Raw genomic sequence first — 15,771 nt, 5'->3', positions numbered from 1 at the left:
GGCGCGGCGGCCGCCGACGACTTTCAGTGCGCCCAGCTTGTGGCCGAAGCGGCGCTCCAGCTCTTCTTCGAAGACGAGGTCGTCGCTCTCGACGAGGCGACGGGCGTCCTCCGTGCGTTCGGTCCAGACGAGCGAGGAACGGTTGCCGGTGAGCGGCAGCGTGGCGAAGGGGCCGGCGGGCAGGAAGTGTTCTTCCGCGGTGCCGTCATGCGGGCGCTCGTGCGCGACGGTGGTGACGATGCCGGATTGTCCGTAGTCGAAGCGCACGGTCTTGATGCCGGCCATATCGCGCAATTTCGAGCGCACGCCGTCGCAGGCGACGAGCAGGCGGGTTTTTCGCGTGGAGCCGTCGGAGAGGGTGACGTCGGTGGCATGCTGGCCGGTGGCAAACCCCTCGGCCGATGTCGACCAGTGCACGGGGATGCCCAGAATTTCGCCCTGGCGCAGCAGGCTGCCGGTCATGGCGCGGTTCGGCACCATATGGGCGAAGGGCTGGCCGTCATCGCCGGAGCCGGCGCCCTCGAAGGTCAGGAAGACCGGGCGCACGGGATCGGCGGTGCGCGAATCGGTGATCACCATGCGGCGGATCGGTTCGGCCTCGGGGGCGATCTCGTTCCACACGCCGAGTACGTCGAGCAGGTTGCGCGCGGCCGCGACGATGGCCGAGGCGCGCTCGTCCTTTTGCCAGACATGCTCCGGCGCGCCATCGACCACCTCGACGGCAAGGTGCGGCGCGGCCTTCTTGATCGAGACGGCCAGCGACAGGCCGACATAGCCGCCGCCGGCGACAAGAACGTCGAGCATGGGAGCGTCGGGCTTGGTCGCGTCGGTCATGGGTGACTCCTGGCCGCTTGAGGTCTTGTTTCCCCCTATATAGAGGAGGAAGGACCGCTTTCCTACCTCAGGCCACCTATCGGAGCCACGTCCAAATGTCGCGCCATCCTGCCCAGAACCCCGCCATGGACCTCCTCATCGAAACGCTCGATCTCGAGCAGCTCGAGGCGCGGCTCTTTCGCGGCAAGAGCCCGCAGGTCGGCTGGCAGCGGGTGTTCGGCGGGCAGGTGATCGGCCAGGCGCTGGTGGCGGCCACGCGCACGGTGGAGGAAGGGCGCTTCGTGCACTCCCTGCACGCCTATTTCGTTCGGCCGGGCGATCCCGCCGTGCCGATCATCTACGACGTCGAAAACATCCGTGACGGCGGCTCCTTCGCCACGCGCCGCGTCACCGCCATCCAGCACGGCAAGCCGATCTATTTCATGACCGCCTCCTTCCAGGACGACGAGGACGGTTTCGAGCATCAGGCGCCAATGCCGGATGTGCCGATGCCGGAAACGCTGCTCGGGGAGGCGGACCTGAAGGAGCGGTTCCTGACGCAGGCGCCCGCGCATATCCGCGCCTATTGGGAGCGTCCCCGGCCGATCGAGCTGCGCCCCATCGCGCTCGACCACTATTTTTCCGCCGAGAAGCTGGAGCCGAACCAGAATATCTGGGTGCGCACGACCGGACCGGTGCCGGCCGAGCGTCACTTGCAGGCGGCGGTGCTCGCCTATCTCTCCGACATGACGCTGCTCGATACCTCGCTCTTCGCGCACGGTACCTCCGTGCTGGATCGCAGGCTGCAGGTGGCGAGCCTCGACCATGCCATGTGGTTCCATCGCCCGCCGGTTCTCGATGACTGGCTGCTCTACAGCCAGGACAGTCCCTCGGCCTTCGGCGGGCGCGGCATGACGCGTGGCGCAATTTTCAGCCGTTCCGGCACCCTGCTTGCCTCCGTCGCCCAGGAGGGGCTGATTCGGAAAAAGGCAACTGACTAAATTTCATTCATAATACTAATATCGCCCATTTTTTGATCATCTGCGGTGACGATTTTTTGCGCCGCAGCATAAGAGCTATTTTTATTGGTTGAAAATCAGCGTTTTAGCTGAGGCGTTCGAATCTGGCACGCCCCTTGAATGTGTAGGTCTCAGTCGTTGCATCTGCAAACGGCCAGAGACATGGCCCCGGCTGGGGGACAAGCACGAAGGATGGGAAACCAGATGAAAATCGTAATGGCCATTATCAAGCCGTTCAAACTCGATGAGGTGCGCGAAGCCCTCACCGCCGTGGGCATCCAGGGCCTGACCGTGACCGAAGTGAAGGGTTACGGGCGCCAGAAGGGCCACACGGAAATCTACCGCGGCACCGAATATGCCGTCAGCTTCCTGCCGAAACTGAAGATCGAGATCGCCGTGCCGGGCGACCTTGCCGACAGAGCCGTCGAAGCGATCGCCGGTGCCGCCAAGACCGGCCAGATCGGCGACGGCAAGATCTTCGTTTACGCCATCGACCATGCCGTGCGCATCCGCACCGGCGAAACCGATACCGAAGCGCTCTAAGCAAACGGCCTTTCAGGGAGCCCAGTTACAATGTCGTCATTCAAGCTTTCTCACACCCTTTCCCGCGTGGCTGCCGCCACGACGGCCGTGTTTGCGCCCGTGGTCGCCTTCGCGCAGGAAACCGCACCCGCCGCGACCGAAGCCGCTGCTGCAGCGCCCGTTCCGGACAAGGCGGATACCGCCTTCATGTTCCTGTCGACGCTGCTCGTCTTCTTCATGCTGATCCCGGGCCTCGCTTTGTTCTACGGCGGCCTGGTGCGCGCCAAGAACATGCTGTCCGTTCTCATGCAGTGCACCGTCATCGGCGCTGTCATGATGATCGTCTGGGTCACCTACGGCTATTCTTTCGCCTTCGGCGGCTCGACGAGCCCCTATTTCGGTGGCTTCGCCAAGATGTTCCTGTCGGGCGTCACCGTCGACAGCACGGCGGCGACCTTCTCCGACGGCGTCGTCATTCCGGAATACATCTTCATGCTGTTCCAGATGACCTTCGCGGCGCTGACGCCGGCGCTGATCATCGGCGCCTTCGCCGAGCGCATCAAGTTCTCGGCCGTCATCCTCTTCACCGTGCTCTGGGCCACCTTCGTCTATTTCCCGATCGCCCACATGGTCTGGGACGGCAACGGCCTGATCTTCAACATGGGCGCGCTTGATTTCGCCGGCGGTACCGTCGTTCACATCAATGCCGGCGTTGCAGGCCTCATCGGCGCGATCATGGTCGGCAAGCGCACCGGCTTCGGCAAGGACATGATGGCCCCCCACTCCATGACGCTCACCCTCGTCGGTGCCGCCATGCTGTGGTTCGGCTGGTTCGGCTTCAACGCCGGCTCCAACCTCGAAGCCTCGGGCGGCGCGGTTCTCGCCACCGTCAACACCTTCGTCGCCACCGCTGCCGCCATCCTGGCCTGGTCGGTGGTCGAAGCCTTCACCCGCGGCAAGGCCTCGCTGCTCGGTGCGGCCTCGGGCATGATCGCCGGTCTCGTTGTCGTCACCCCGGCCGCCGGCTCCGTCGGCCCGTTCGGTGCCATCGTGCTCGGCCTCATCGCCTCGCCGATCTGCTACTTCTTCGTCGCCGTCGTGAAGAACAAGTTCGGCTACGACGACACGGCCGACGTCTTCGGCGTCCATGGTGTGGGCGGCCTCGTCGGCGCGCTCGGCACGGGCATCTTCACCGCCCCGTCGCTCGGCGGCACGGGTGCGGCGGACTTCTCGATCGCCTCGCAGTTCACGACGCAGCTCACCGCCGTCGTCATCACCATCGTCTGGTGCGGCGTCGTCTCGGCCATCCTCTACAAGGTCGTCGACCTGGTCGTCGGCCTGCGCGTCTCGGTCGAAGCCGAACGCGAAGGTCTCGACCTCTCGTCGCACGGCGAAGCGGCCTACCACTCCTAAAAAGATCGCGGCGGCTTGCGGGCCGCCGCCATGCACCCGTCGCGGCCTGGGAAACCAGACCGCCCTTGGCTCGGACCCTGGTCCGGGCCCTTTTCGTTTACGCTGGGGAAACCATGATCGGGGAAGGCATGGTTAACGCGCCATTAAAACTTCCTTCGTAGGGTTTGCAGTCAGGCACATCCGCGAATCGCGCGGAAAGGGTGCGTATTTCATTGCGTGGGCACAGGCTGTAACCATGAGCAGAAGCATTTCGGCAGGGCTGGACAACCGTCACGACCGTTTCGTTCTGTCGGCATTCGTCTGGCGGCAGGTGCAGGTCCTTTTCGGGCTGGCCATTTTCCTCGGCCTCGCTCTGGCGATCGCCGCACTCTCCACGTGGAACGTCTCCGACCCCAGCCTGTCCTATGCGTCGAGCGGCACGCCCGTGAACCTGCTCGGCTATCCCGGCGCCGTCTTCGCCGATATCTTCATGCAGTTCTTCGGCCTTGCCAGCGTGATCGCTCTGCTGCCCGTCGTCGCCTGGGCGATCGGGCTGATCAGCGGCCGCCGCTTCAACCGCATTCCTCAGCGCGCGGCCGCCTGGCTCGGCGGCGCGATCCTCGCTTCGGCAGCGCTTGCCTGCGTGCCCGGCCCGGTCACATGGCCGTTGCCGACGGGCCTTGGCGGCGTCTTCGGCGACATGATCCTGCGTTTCCCCGCCCTTTTCACCGGCGCCTATCCGACGGGCATGCTGGCCAGTATCCTCGGTGGCATCATTGCGGTTCCGGCCGCTTGGCTGATGGTATTCAGCGCCGGCCTCATCGGCACGGTGACGATCGACGACGAGGAAGACTTTGCACCTGTTCCGGTCCAGAGCCGCGCCCGCACGGTTGCCGAGGAAGAGGACGACGAGGAGCGGGAAGGCCCGCTCACCGTGTTTGCCGGCGCCATGACGCACGCCTGGTACACGGGCCAGGCGCGGGTGCGCCGTCTTTTCGGGCTCTCCGGCCAGCGCCGCAAGGCGCGCGGCATCGAGCAGCCCTATGATTTCAACGAGGACGAATTCGGCACGCTGAACGAGCCGGTGCGCGCCCGCGCCGCGCCACGTGCGTCCGAACGCGTCGAACCCTCGATGGACGGCCGCCGCGCCGTCGATGCCCCGTCGATCGCGCTTGAAGACGAGGACGACGATCTGCCCTTCGACGCCGACGAACGTCTGGCCCATCCGAGCGGCATCCTGCCGGACGAGGATTCCGACGATATCGCCGCCGACTGGGCGCCGCGCCGCGCGCCGGCCCGCCAGGCGGCACCCGCTGCCAATGCCCGCGTCGTGCCCGCCGCATCGCGGCCGAAGCCCGGCCAGCGCATCGAGCGCGAAGCCCAGACGTCCTTCGTCGGCGCCGACGGCTTCCAGCTGCCGCCGATCCATCTGCTTGCCGAGCCGCGCGGCCAGGTGCGCGACGCGACGCTCTCGGCCGATGCGCTGGAACAGAATGCCCGCATGCTGGAAGGCGTGCTGGAGGATTTCGGCGTCAAGGGCGAGATCATCCATGTGCGTCCCGGCCCGGTCGTGACGCTCTATGAGCTGGAGCCAGCGCCCGGCATCAAGTCGTCGCGCGTCATCGGCCTTGCCGACGATATTGCCCGCTCGATGAGCGCGATCGCCGCCCGCGTCGCCGTCGTGCCCGGCCGCAACGCCATCGGCATCGAACTGCCCAACCAGAGCCGCGAGACCGTCTATCTGCGTGAACTCATCGCATCCCGCGATTTCGAGACCTCTAAGGCCCGCCTTGCCATGGCGCTCGGCAAGACGATCGGCGGCGAGCCTGTTATTTCCGACATCGCCAAGATGCCGCATCTGCTGGTTGCCGGTACCACCGGCTCGGGCAAGTCGGTTGCCATCAACACCATGATCCTGTCGCTGCTCTACCGCCTGAAGCCGGAGCAGTGCCGTCTGATCATGATCGACCCCAAGATGCTGGAACTCTCCGTCTATGACGGTATTCCGCATCTACTCTCTCCCGTCGTCACAGATCCGAAGAAGGCGGTCGTCGCCCTGAAATGGACCGTGCGCGAGATGGAGGAGCGCTACAAGAAGATGTCGAAGATCGGCGTGCGCAACATCGACGGCTTCAACAGCCGCGTCGAGCAGGCGCTGGCCAAGGGCGAGACGATCGCCCGCACCGTACAGACCGGTTTCGACCGCCAGACCGGCGAGGCGATGTACGAGACGGAAGAGTTCGACCTGCAGCCGATCCCCTATATCGTCGTGATCATCGACGAAATGGCCGACCTGATGATGGTCGCCGGCAAGGATATCGAAGGCGCGGTGCAGCGCCTGGCGCAGATGGCGCGTGCCGCCGGCATCCACGTCATCATGGCGACGCAGCGCCCCTCGGTCGATGTCATCACCGGCACGATCAAGGCGAACTTCCCGACCCGCATCTCCTTCCAGGTCACGTCGAAGATCGACAGCCGCACCATTCTCGGCGAGCAGGGTGCCGAACAGCTGCTCGGCATGGGCGACATGCTCTACATGGCCGGCGGCGGGCGCATCCAGCGCGTGCACGGCCCGTTCGTCTCGGACGGCGAGGTGGAGGCCGTGGTCGCGCATCTCAAGGCGCAGGGCGCGCCGCAATATCTCGATGCCATCACCGAGGACGACGACGAGGACGGCGAGGGTGGCGGCGGTCCGGCCGGCACGGCGAACCTCGACGATTCCGACGATCCCTACGACCAGGCGGTCGCCGTGGTGCTGCGCGACGGCAAGGCCTCGACGTCCTATATCCAGCGCCGCCTCGGCATCGGCTACAACCGCGCCGCCTCGCTGATCGAGCGCATGGAGAAAGAGGGGCTGATCGGCCCCGCCAACCACGCCGGAAAGCGCGAGATCCTCGTGCCGACGGAAGACGAAATTTCGGGACGATGACCGGGAACGGAGTGCCTTCTGCGACGTTTCGACCGGCAAGTCTCGCGTCAGGGCCCAATGCCATCCTATATGCGCCATTATGGCGCCGCGTTTGGCCCGCATGAAAAACGCATGAAGGAGACCAAGATGAACCGATCCGAAAACGCGGGAATGCTGACCCGTCGCGGCTTCACCGGCCTCATGGCCCTGGCATTCGCCGCGGGCCTTTCGCTGCTGTCGCCCGTCGAGGCTTCCGCGCAGGCCAGTGCCGCCGCGCAGAAGATCGCCGATCACTTCGCCTCGGTGAAGACCATGGCCGGCGAATTCGTGCAGTTCGGCCCGCGCGGCGAGCAGACCGGCGGCAAGTTCTTCATCGACCGCCCGGGCAAGATCCGCTTCAACTACGAGGACCCCTCGCCGATGCGCGTGATCGCCGACGGCCGCTCCGTGGTCATCGGCAACCGCAAGCTCAAGACCTGGGATCTCTACCCGCTCTCCAAGACGCCGCTGAACCTGCTGCTCGGCAACAAGATCGACCTTTCGGCCAAGATGGTGCGCTCCGTCAAGGAAGAGGCGGACCTCACGACGATCGTGCTCGGCGACCGCAACATGTTCGGCGATTCGACCATCACCATGATGTTCGACCCGAAGACCTATGATCTGCGCCAGTGGACGATCACCGATGCGCAGGGCAAGGATACCTCGGTGATGATCTTCAACGTGAAGACCGGCATTCCGCTCGACGACAAGGTTTTCACAATCCCCTACGACGAAGTCCGCCAGCGCGGCGCCAAGTAATCGGCGTTTCCGTTTCGGCTGAAAATGCTCTAAGACGCCCTGAAACCGGCCCGCTCGACGGGCCGGATATTTTTGAGGCAGGGCTGGCATGGCACTTTCGATCGCGACCTGGAACATCAACTCCGTGCGGCTGCGCATGCCGCTCGTCGAGCATTTCCTCAAAACCTTCTCGCCTGACATCCTGTGCCTGCAGGAAACGAAGTGCCCGAACGACCAGTTTCCCTCCAAGCCGCTGAAGGCGCTCGGTTACGAGCATATCGTCATGCATGGCCAGAAAGGCTATCACGGCGTCGCCACCATCTCCCGCCTGCCGCTGACCGAGATCGTCGAGCGGCGCGACTATTGCGGCGTCGGCGATGCGCGCCACGTCTCGGTGCTCCTGCATCACTGCGGCAAGTCGATCCGCGTGCACAATTTCTATGTGCCGGCGGGCGGCGACGAGCCGGACCGCACGATCAATACGAAATTCGGCCACAAGCTCGATTTCATCGAGGAGATGAAGCTGTTGCATGCCGAAGCCGAGGCCGGGATTTCCTCCATCCTCGTCGGCGACCTCAACATCGCGCCGCTGGAGCACGACGTCTGGTCGCACAAGCAGCTCCTGAAGATCGTCAGCCACACGCCGATAGAGACCGAGGGCCTTACCGAGGTCATGACCAAGGGGGCCTGGGTGGACCTGATGCGCCGCAAGGTGCCGGCGGAGGAAAAGCTTTATACGTGGTGGAGCTATCGTTCCGCTGACTGGCAGGCCGCCAACAAGGGCCGCCGCCTCGACCATATCTGGTCCTCCGCCGATCTCGATCCGCATCTCACGAACATTTCCGTGATCCGCGAAGCGCGCGGCTGGGAACGGCCGTCGGACCACGTGCCTGTTATTGCGGAATTCGACTTTTAAATCACGCGAAGCGGCGGGCGAGGCCTCGCATCTGCGTGATCATCGCCGTGAGGTTTTCGCGGATGCGGGCATCCACGAGCACGGCGACATCGGGATATTCTTCCAGCATGCGGCGGAAGAGCGGACGGTTGATGCGGATGACCTCGCTGTCTTGCAGCGCCACGGCGGTATATTTTCGCTCGACGGCCGAGATCATCGCAAGCTCCGAAAGCAGCGTGCCGTAGTCCGCCACGCCTTCCTCACGCGTTGACCCGTCGCGCAGTGTCGAGGTGAGTTGGAACGAGCCGTGCGCGACGACGAAGCCGCAATCGGCGGACGTGCCCTCGCGAAACAATGTCTGCCCCTCGACCAGCCGCCGCCGTTCGGCACCGAAGGCCATCAGCCGCAGCTTGTCGTCGGCGAGGCCCGTGAAAAGCGGCACGCGGGCAAGAAGGGCGATGTCGTCGCTGAGAGCCACGGCGGGGGGTCCTGATTACGGTACGATCTTGTAGCCGCCGTTCTCTGTCACGAGAATCTCGGCATTGGAAGGGTCGCGCTCGATCTTCTGGCGCAGGCGATAGACATGGGTTTCCAGCGTGTGGGTCGTCACGCCGGAATTGTAACCCCAGACTTCCTCCAGCAACACGTCGCGCGTCACCACCTTCTGGTCGGCGCGGTAGAGATAGCGGATGATCGCCGCTTCCTTTTCCGTGAGGCGGATCTTCTGGCCGTTTTCCAGCGTCAGCAGCTTTTGGCCGGGCTTGAACGTGTAGGGGCCGACGGTGAAGGTGGCGTCCTCGCTGCTCTCGTGCTGGCGCAGCTGCGCGCGGATGCGGGCAAGCAGCACGGCGAAGCGGAAAGGCTTCGTCACATAGTCGTTGGCACCGGCTTCCAGCCCGAGGATCGTGTCCGAATCGGTGTCGTGGCCGGTCAGCATGATGATCGGCGCCTTGAAGCCGCCCTTGCGCAGGAGCTTCACCGCCTCGCGGCCGTCCATGTCTGGCAGGCCGACATCCATGATGAGCAGGTCGATCTGGTTGGCGCGCGCCGTCTGGATGCCCTTGCCGGCGGTCATTTCCTCCAGCGTCGTGAATTCCTCATAGAGCGAAAGCTGCTCGACGAGCGTCTCGCGAAGGTCGTTGTCGTCGTCGACAAGAAGGATCGTGCGGGATGTCATGCGTTTCCTCTCGGCATTTCCCAGGAAAGTAAGGGAGTTAGGGCCAAAATTCAAATGGAAGGGCGCGTCGGCGCGGCCTATGGTCGGTCTAGCCAGTCGAATTGTGGCATGGCGCGAATATGGCAGGGACGAATGCGGCGGATCACATCTCCTAAACAATCCGTGAAGACCATTCTGGTGCGGCCGGCACCGGGCAGGAAGACCCGCGCCATCGTGCAGGTTGGGCCGCTGCGCGTCCCTGCCGCCATCGGCCGTTCGGGGCGGACCAGCCGCAAGCGCGAGGGCGATGGCGCAACTCCGATCGCTTCCATGAAAGTGCTCTCCGGCTTTCTGCGCGGCGACCGGCTCGGCCAGCCGAAGACGGCGCTACCGCTCAAGCGCACCCATCCGTCGATGCTCTGGTGCGATGCGTCCGGTCACCCCAGCTACAACAGGCTCGTGCGTGCGCCCTTCAAGCCGAGCCATGAGGAGATGCAGCGCAAGGACGAACTCTACGATCTCTGCCTCGTGCTCGACTGGAACGTGACGTGCCGCCGCCGCAATGCCGGCTCGGCGATCTTCTTCCATCTCATCCGCCCCGGCTACGAGCCGACGGCCGGCTGTGTTGCGGTTTCCCGGCCGGACATGCTGCGCATCCTGCCGCATATGCGCCGCGGCACCGTCGTGCGGGTGCTCTGACGTTTTCTGCCGGCGCGCTGCTGAAATGGCGGCCGGCGCGACCTATATGCAGCCTCGCCTTCCCAAAACCCGTCCGGGTTCATCCCTTTTCATGGAGACATTCTCATGAGCGATCAGCCGACAATTCTCTTTCACGACGGCAACAGCATTCCCCAGGTCGGTCTCGGCGTGTGGCAGACCCCGAACGATACGGCCGTGACGGCGGTGAAGGCGGCACTTGGCGCTGGCTATCGCCATATCGATACCGCCGCGATCTACGAGAACGAAGAGGGCGTCGGCGAGGGCATCCGCGCCTCCGGCGTCGCGCGCCCGGAAATCTTCCTCACCACGAAACTGTGGAATTCCGATCAAGGTTACGATTCGACCCTGAAGGCCTTCGATGCGAGCCTCAAGCGCCTCGGCACCGACTATGTCGATCTCTACCTCATCCACTGGCCGGCGCCGAAGCGCGAACAGTTCGTCGACACCTGGAAGGCCTTCATCCAGTTGCAGAAGGACGGTCGCGCCCGCTCCATCGGCGTCTCCAATTTCTATCCCGAGCACCTGCAGCGGCTGATCGACGAGACCGGTATTACGCCCGTCATCAACCAGATCGAGCTGCATCCGGATTTCCCGCAAAAGGAAGCCCGTGCCTATCACGACAAGCACCGGATCGTCACGCAGTCCTGGAGCCCGCTCGGTCAGGGTCAGCTTCTGGAGAACCCTGTGGTCGCCAAGGTCGCCGCCAAGCACGGCCGCACGCCAGCACAGGTCATCACCCGCTGGCATATCGACAACGGCCTCGTCGTGATCCCGAAATCGGTGACGCCGTCGCGTATCGAGGAGAATTTCAAGGTCTTCGATTTCAAGCTGGATGCCGAGGACATGGCGACCTTCGCCACGCTTGAAAAGGACGGCAAGCGCATCGGCCCGGACCCGATGACGGCGGCGTTCTGATCGGATTCGCAAGAGATCGCCGCGCCGGCCGAAGGCTGGCGCGGCGGCAAGAATGCTGCTTTACGACGTCTTGCCGTCTTCCGGCGTTTCGATCGAATGGCGCATGATGAGCGGCATCTGGGCGAGCGTGAACAGGATGGTGATGGGCATGGTGCCCCAGACCTTGAAGGCGACCCAGAAATCTGTCGAGAAGTTGCGCCAGACCACTTCGTTCATCACGGCAAGCACCAGGAAGAACAGGCCCCAGCGCAGCGTCAGCTTGCGCCAGCCATCGTCATCGAGCTTGAAGGCGGCGTGGAAGACGTAGCCGAGCAGCGATTTGCCGAAGAACAGGCCGCCGAGCAGGATGGCGCCGAACAGCGAATTGACGATGGTCGGCTTCATCTTGATGAAGGTGTCGTTCTGTAGCCAGAGTGTCAGCGCGCCGAAGACGAAGACGACGATGCCCGAGATCAGCGGCATGATCGGCAGCGTGCGGGTGAGCATCCAGGAGACGATGAGCGCGATGGCCGTCGCGGCCATGAAGAGGCCGGTCGCGATGAAAATCGGGCCGCCCAATTCCGCGAGAACCGGGAACTGCGCCGCCAACCATTCGCCGCGCGAATTGGCGAAAAAGAACACGACGAGGGGCCCGAGTTCCAGCACCATCTTGAGGAGCGGGCTGACCTTCTCCTCGGTTTTAGCCGGCGTTTCCAGCGAAACCTTGCTCATGCTCCAACTCCTGCGATCGCTTCCGCGAAATCCTTGGCCTCGAAGGGTTCGAGATCGTCGATCCCTTCGCCGACACCGATGAAATAGACCGGCAGCTTGTGTTTGGCGGCAATGGCCACAAGGATGCCGCCGCGGGCCGTACCGTCCAATTTTGTCATGATCAGGCCCGTAACGCCCGCGACATTGCGGAAAATCTCGACCTGGTTCAGGGCGTTCTGGCCGGTGGTGGCATCAAGCGTCTGGAGCACGGTGTGCGGCGCATCGGGGTCGAGCTTGCCGAGCACGCGCACGATCTTTTCCAGTTCCGCCATCAGTTCCGTCTTGTTCTGCAGGCGGCCGGCCGTGTCGATGATCAGGACGTCGCTTTTCTTCTCCTTCGCCCGCTCATAGGCTTCATAGGCGAGGCCTGCGGCATCGGCGCCGAGTTTCGACGAGACGATCTCGGAGCCGGTGCGCTCCGCCCAGATCTTCAGCTGCTCGATGGCGGCCGCGCGGAACGTATCACCCGCGGCCATCATCACCTTCAAGCCGGCGCCCGAGAGCTTGGCGGCGAGCTTGCCGATGGTCGTGGTCTTGCCGGTGCCGTTGACGCCGACGACGAGGATGACATGCGGCTTGTGATTGAGGTCGAGCGCAAGGGGCTTGGCGACGGGCGACAGAACCTTGGTGATCTCGCTTGCCATGATGCGCGAGACGTCGGTGCCGGTGACGTCCTTGCCGTAGCGCTCGGAGGCGAGTGTGTCGGTGATGCGCAGCGCGGTTTCGACGCCGAGGTCCGCCTGGATCAGCAGGTCCTCGAGGTCCTGCAACGTATCGTCGTCCAGCTTGCGCTTGGTGAAGAGGCTGGTGATCTGGCCGGTGAGCTGGGAGGAGGTGCGCGACAGGCCTTCGCGCAGGCGCTGGAACCAGGTGCGCTTGGGCTGCGGGGTGGCCACCACCTCGTTCGGCTTGTCCTCGGCGCTGGCAAAACCCTTGGGCAGGGCCTTCGGCTCGAGGCGGGCAACCTCTTCGAGAACGGGGTCTTCGATTTCGGCCGGCGTCGCCTCTTCCACCGGAGCGGCGGCGTCTTCAATTTCGATGACCGTCTCTGGCGCTTCCTCGACAGTCGCCTCTACCGCCGCAACCGGGTCTTCCTCGGCGACGTTCTCTTCATTTTCGCTGATATCATCGGCCGGTCCGCCGGCCGTTTCCATCTCAGTGGGCGTAACCGGGTCTTCGGCGACCGGCAGCGCGGGGGTGTGCGGCAACGGATAGATATCCGGCTCCGGCTCGTCGGGAACGTGGCTCGCCGCTTCTGGATTGGCCGCTTCGGCTTCCTCAAGCAGCGCGTCCCGCTCCTCGGTCGCGGTGGCATCATCGATGGGCTGCGCGGGAGCGGCCTGTTCCACCTGTGGCGCTACGACGGCGGCCTCGGCCTCCGGCTTCTGCTCGGGGGCGGTGTCTTTTCCGAACGTAAAAATCTTCTTGATGAAGCCGAGGGCCATAAGTGTATCCGCTGGTTATGCGAGAAGGCGGTTTTCGGGCCGCATCGTCAGGTGCCTGCCATTGTGGCCGGTGATGGTGACCCGCACAAGGTCGCGGGGTTTTAGCCCTGCGGCATCGACGAGCGTGAAATTTTCGGTGTGGGCGAGGCCGTTGTTCTCGACGAGGATCGTTTCCCGTTTCCCGATCATGGAAACGAGATGGGCTTCATGCAGCCGTTTTCCGGTGTCGCGCAGCCGGCTCGCACGGTCCTTGACGAGTGCCCGGTCGAGTTGCGGCATGCGGGCGGCCGGCGTGCCGGGGCGCGGGCTGTAGGGAAAGACGTGCAGATGCGCGATGCCGCAATCTTCCGCCAGCTTGCCGGCATTGGCGAACATGTCCTCCGTCTCCGTCGGGAAACCCGCGATCATGTCGGCGCCAAAACTGGCATCGGGGCGCAGATCGCGCACGCGGCCGCAGAAGGCGCGGGCATCGTCAGCCGAGTGGCGGCGTTTCATGCGCTTGAGGATCATGTCGTCGCCATGCTGTAGGGAAAGATGCAGGTGCGGCATGAAACGCGGTTCGTCGGCGATCAGGTCCCAGAGATGGTCGTCCGCCTCGATGCTGTCGATGGAAGAGAGGCGCAGGCGGCGGATGTCCGGCACCTGCTTGAGCAACGTCTTGGCAAGCAGGCCGAGGCTCGGCCTACCTGGCAGGTCGGCGCCGTAGCTCGTCGCGTCCACGCCGGTCAGCACGATCTCGCAGTAGCCACTCTCGACCAGTTTGCGCGCCTGCTCGACCACCGCGCCCATCGGCACGGAGCGGGAATTGCCGCGGCCATAGGGAATGATGCAGAAGGTGCAGCGGTGGTCGCAGCCGTTCTGGACCTGCACGAAGGCGCGCACATGGCCGTCGATCAGCTTCACCATCTGCGGCGCGGTCTCGCGCACGCTCATGATGTCGTTGACGCGCAGTTTCTCTTCCGCGGAGACGCCGAAATCCGGCAGCGCCCGGTAGGAGGCGCTCTTCAGCTTCTCCTCGTTGCCGAGCACGGCGTCCACTTCCGGCATGGCGGCGAAGGTGGCGCTTTCCGTCTGTGCGGCGCAGCCGGTGACGATGATGCGGGCATGGGGATTGTCGCGGCGCGCGCGGCGAATCGCCTGCCGGGCCTGGCGCACGGCTTCCCCCGTCACGGCGCAGGTGTTCACCAGCACGGCATTGTTCAGCCCCGCCTTCTCGGCTTCGGCGCGCATCACTTCCGATTCGTAGGTGTTGAGCCGACAGCCGAAGGTTATGACCTCGACGCCGCTCAAAGGGCGGCCGCCCCGGCTTCATCATCGCGGCGGAACGCGCCGGTGACGGGGTCGAGCGTGCCCGACCACTCCCATGCGGCAGGGCCGGTCATGACGACATGGTCGTCCTCGCGCCAATCGATGGTCAGCTTGCCGCGGTTCGGGCTGCTGGCGACAGTGATCTCGACCTTGCGGCCGGTGCGGCCGGTGCGGGCGCCGGAGACACCGGCCGAGCAGGCGGCCGAGCCGCAGGCGAGCGTCAGGCCCGCGCCGCGCTCCCAGGTGCGCGTCGTCATCGACGTCGGCGACGTTACCTGCGCCAGCGTGATATTGGCCTTTTCCGGAAACATCGGGTGGTTTTCGAGCAGGGGGCCGAAACGGTCGAGGTCGAAGCTCATCGGGTCGCGGTCGACCCAGAAGATGGCATGCGGATTGCCCATCGACATGACGGCGGGCGAATGCAGGATCGGATCGTCGATCGGCCCGATCTGCAATTCGATGCGGCTGGTATCGTAGAATTCCTCGGCGAGCGGAATGCGGTTCCATTCGAAGACCGGCCTGCCCATGTCGACGGAGATCGTACCGTCCTCGTGCTCGACGGCGTTCAGGATGCCGGCGACAGTCTGGAAGGTGAAGACCTTGCGGCCGGTTTCGCTCGCCAGCGCCTGCACGACGCAGCGTGTGCCGTTACCGCAGGCCTGCGCCTTCGTGCCGTCGCAATTGAGGATATCGATGAAGGCATCGGTGCCGTCCACGCGAGGGTCATGGATCGCCATGATCTGGTCGAAGCGCGTGGCGGGGTCGGCATTGAGCGCAATCGCCGCGGCCGGCGTCACGGTATCCGGGCGGCCACGCATATCCACGACCAGGATCATGTTTCCCAGCCCGTTCATGCGGGCGAATTGCACGTCTGCTGCCATGTCGGATATTCCCGCAAGGATTCGAATGCTGATCCTTGCATCTGGAGTCTTCAGTTTCTCGCGCGTATATGGCGCAAGCGGGTTGAAAATACCAGATGCAACCCTTGGAGTCTTCGAATCCTTGGCGCGTCGCCTCCAGCAAGACTCCAATCCTTGACTTTCCGGCCCCGTTGCTGTTTAAGCCGCGCATCTGCGACGAGTAAGAATGCTTGAAGCCGCCGACCGGGACCCATTGCGGTATAAACAGATCCCGGAGGTCAACACCCGACA

At 64.3% G+C, this 15,771-nt stretch carries 15 protein-coding genes; 8 read left to right on the top strand and 7 right to left on the bottom strand.

Translation table 11 applies throughout. The features are described 5' to 3' along the window. On the bottom strand, nucleotides 1-804 hold an 804-nt coding region (locus ACOZK4_RS25425), incomplete at its 3' end, for an FAD-dependent monooxygenase (RefSeq protein WP_421594455.1). 125 nt (nucleotides 805-929) lie between these two features. On the opposite strand from ACOZK4_RS25425, the gene tesB reads away from it, so the two are divergent. The 6 genes from tesB (at nucleotide 930) to ACOZK4_RS25395 (ending at nucleotide 8,347) form a co-directional block, all read left to right on the top strand. After that, a complete protein-coding gene (gene tesB, locus ACOZK4_RS25420; RefSeq protein ID WP_421594452.1) occupies nucleotides 930-1,814 on the top strand; it encodes an acyl-CoA thioesterase II in 885 nt (294 codons plus the stop codon). Nucleotides 1,815-2,024: 210 nt separating this feature from the next. Further along, nucleotides 2,025-2,375 (top strand): P-II family nitrogen regulator, encoded by a 351-nt coding sequence (locus ACOZK4_RS25415; RefSeq protein WP_409530444.1) that lies wholly within the window; start codon nucleotides 2,025-2,027, stop codon nucleotides 2,373-2,375. Nucleotides 2,376-2,405: 30 nt separating this feature from the next. Next, on the top strand, nucleotides 2,406-3,767 hold the full coding sequence (locus tag ACOZK4_RS25410) for an ammonium transporter (RefSeq protein WP_421594451.1): 1,362 nt from the start codon (nucleotides 2,406-2,408) through the stop codon (nucleotides 3,765-3,767). A gap of 235 nt (nucleotides 3,768-4,002) precedes the next feature. Continuing rightward, the gene (locus tag ACOZK4_RS25405; RefSeq protein WP_421594450.1) at nucleotides 4,003-6,675 is read left to right on the top strand and encodes a DNA translocase FtsK 4TM domain-containing protein; all 2,673 of its coding nucleotides are present in this window, start codon (nucleotides 4,003-4,005) and stop codon (nucleotides 6,673-6,675) included. 111 nt (nucleotides 6,676-6,786) lie between these two features. After that, the gene (locus tag ACOZK4_RS25400) at nucleotides 6,787-7,452 is read left to right on the top strand and encodes an outer membrane lipoprotein carrier protein LolA (RefSeq protein ID WP_421594449.1); all 666 of its coding nucleotides are present in this window, start codon (nucleotides 6,787-6,789) and stop codon (nucleotides 7,450-7,452) included. 88 nt (nucleotides 7,453-7,540) lie between these two features. Further along, a complete protein-coding gene (locus ACOZK4_RS25395; protein WP_421594448.1) occupies nucleotides 7,541-8,347 on the top strand; it encodes an exodeoxyribonuclease III in 807 nt (268 codons plus the stop codon). A gap of 1 nt (nucleotide 8,348) precedes the next feature. Here the strand turns inward: ACOZK4_RS25395 and ACOZK4_RS25390 are convergent, their stop codons facing one another. Together ACOZK4_RS25390 and ACOZK4_RS25385 are read right to left on the bottom strand one after the other, a co-directional pair. Next, the gene (locus ACOZK4_RS25390; protein ID WP_421594447.1) at nucleotides 8,349-8,804 is read right to left on the bottom strand and encodes a cyclic nucleotide-binding domain-containing protein; all 456 of its coding nucleotides are present in this window, start codon (nucleotides 8,802-8,804) and stop codon (nucleotides 8,349-8,351) included. Nucleotides 8,805-8,819: 15 nt separating this feature from the next. After that, on the bottom strand, nucleotides 8,820-9,503 hold the full coding sequence (locus ACOZK4_RS25385; RefSeq protein WP_421594446.1) for a response regulator transcription factor: 684 nt from the start codon (nucleotides 9,501-9,503) through the stop codon (nucleotides 8,820-8,822). Between the two features lie 132 nt (nucleotides 9,504-9,635). Here ACOZK4_RS25385 and ACOZK4_RS25380 point away from each other — a divergent pair, with 132 nt between their 5' ends. Then, complete coding sequence (locus ACOZK4_RS25380) at nucleotides 9,636-10,181, top strand: L,D-transpeptidase family protein (RefSeq protein ID WP_421594445.1); 546 nt, start codon at nucleotides 9,636-9,638, stop codon at nucleotides 10,179-10,181. Nucleotides 10,182-10,286: 105 nt separating this feature from the next. Further along, nucleotides 10,287-11,117 (top strand): aldo/keto reductase, encoded by an 831-nt coding sequence (locus tag ACOZK4_RS25375; RefSeq protein WP_421594444.1) that lies wholly within the window; start codon nucleotides 10,287-10,289, stop codon nucleotides 11,115-11,117. 60 nt (nucleotides 11,118-11,177) lie between these two features. Here the strand turns inward: ACOZK4_RS25375 and ACOZK4_RS25370 are convergent, their stop codons facing one another. Genes ACOZK4_RS25370 through dapF form a run of 4 tightly spaced genes read right to left on the bottom strand, consistent with a single transcriptional unit; the run spans nucleotide 11,178 to nucleotide 15,501 of the window. After that, a complete protein-coding gene (locus ACOZK4_RS25370) occupies nucleotides 11,178-11,828 on the bottom strand; it encodes a septation protein A (RefSeq protein WP_421594443.1) in 651 nt (216 codons plus the stop codon). After that, nucleotides 11,825-13,312: a signal recognition particle-docking protein FtsY gene (gene ftsY / locus ACOZK4_RS25365; protein WP_421594442.1), complete on the bottom strand. Its 1,488-nt coding sequence runs from the start codon at nucleotides 13,310-13,312 to the stop codon at nucleotides 11,825-11,827. Before ftsY ends, ACOZK4_RS25370 begins: the two co-directional genes overlap by 4 nt. Before the next feature lie 15 nt (nucleotides 13,313-13,327). Beyond that, complete coding sequence (gene mtaB, locus ACOZK4_RS25360; protein ID WP_421594441.1) at nucleotides 13,328-14,602, bottom strand: tRNA (N(6)-L-threonylcarbamoyladenosine(37)-C(2))-methylthiotransferase MtaB; 1,275 nt, start codon at nucleotides 14,600-14,602, stop codon at nucleotides 13,328-13,330. Then, on the bottom strand, nucleotides 14,599-15,501 hold the full coding sequence (gene dapF, locus ACOZK4_RS25355) for a diaminopimelate epimerase (RefSeq protein WP_421594440.1): 903 nt from the start codon (nucleotides 15,499-15,501) through the stop codon (nucleotides 14,599-14,601). Before dapF ends, mtaB begins: the two co-directional genes overlap by 4 nt. Nucleotides 15,502-15,771: the final 270 nt, after the last annotated feature.

This window comes from Shinella sp. M27, from assembly GCF_049199905.1.
Classification (GTDB): Bacteria; Pseudomonadota; Alphaproteobacteria; order Rhizobiales; family Rhizobiaceae; genus Shinella.
The sequence above is the reverse complement of the archived record's forward strand: the minus strand, read 5'-3'. Positions and strand labels throughout refer to the sequence as shown.

Bases quoted from the DNA above. Each gene is read 5' to 3' on its own strand.
- ACOZK4_RS25395 (WP_421594448.1), top strand. From the start codon at position 7,541: ATGGCACTTTCGATCGCGACCTGGAACATCAACTCCGTGCGGCTGCGC.
- ACOZK4_RS25400 (WP_421594449.1), top strand. From the start codon at position 6,787: ATGAAGGAGACCAAGATGAACCGATCCGAAAACGCGGGAATGCTGACC.
- ACOZK4_RS25375 (WP_421594444.1), top strand. From the start codon at position 10,287: ATGAGCGATCAGCCGACAATTCTCTTTCACGACGGCAACAGCATTCCC.
- ACOZK4_RS25410 (WP_421594451.1), top strand. From the start codon at position 2,406: ATGTCGTCATTCAAGCTTTCTCACACCCTTTCCCGCGTGGCTGCCGCC.
- ACOZK4_RS25405 (WP_421594450.1), top strand. From the start codon at position 4,003: ATGAGCAGAAGCATTTCGGCAGGGCTGGACAACCGTCACGACCGTTTC.
- ftsY (WP_421594442.1), bottom strand. From the start codon at position 13,312: ATGGCCCTCGGCTTCATCAAGAAGATTTTTACGTTCGGAAAAGACACC.
- dapF (WP_421594440.1), bottom strand. From the start codon at position 15,501: ATGGCAGCAGACGTGCAATTCGCCCGCATGAACGGGCTGGGAAACATG.
- ACOZK4_RS25380 (WP_421594445.1), top strand. From the start codon at position 9,636: ATGCGGCGGATCACATCTCCTAAACAATCCGTGAAGACCATTCTGGTG.
- ACOZK4_RS25370 (WP_421594443.1), bottom strand. From the start codon at position 11,828: ATGAGCAAGGTTTCGCTGGAAACGCCGGCTAAAACCGAGGAGAAGGTC.
- ACOZK4_RS25415 (WP_409530444.1), top strand. From the start codon at position 2,025: ATGGGAAACCAGATGAAAATCGTAATGGCCATTATCAAGCCGTTCAAA.
- tesB (WP_421594452.1), top strand. From the start codon at position 930: ATGTCGCGCCATCCTGCCCAGAACCCCGCCATGGACCTCCTCATCGAA.
- ACOZK4_RS25385 (WP_421594446.1), bottom strand. From the start codon at position 9,503: ATGACATCCCGCACGATCCTTCTTGTCGACGACGACAACGACCTTCGC.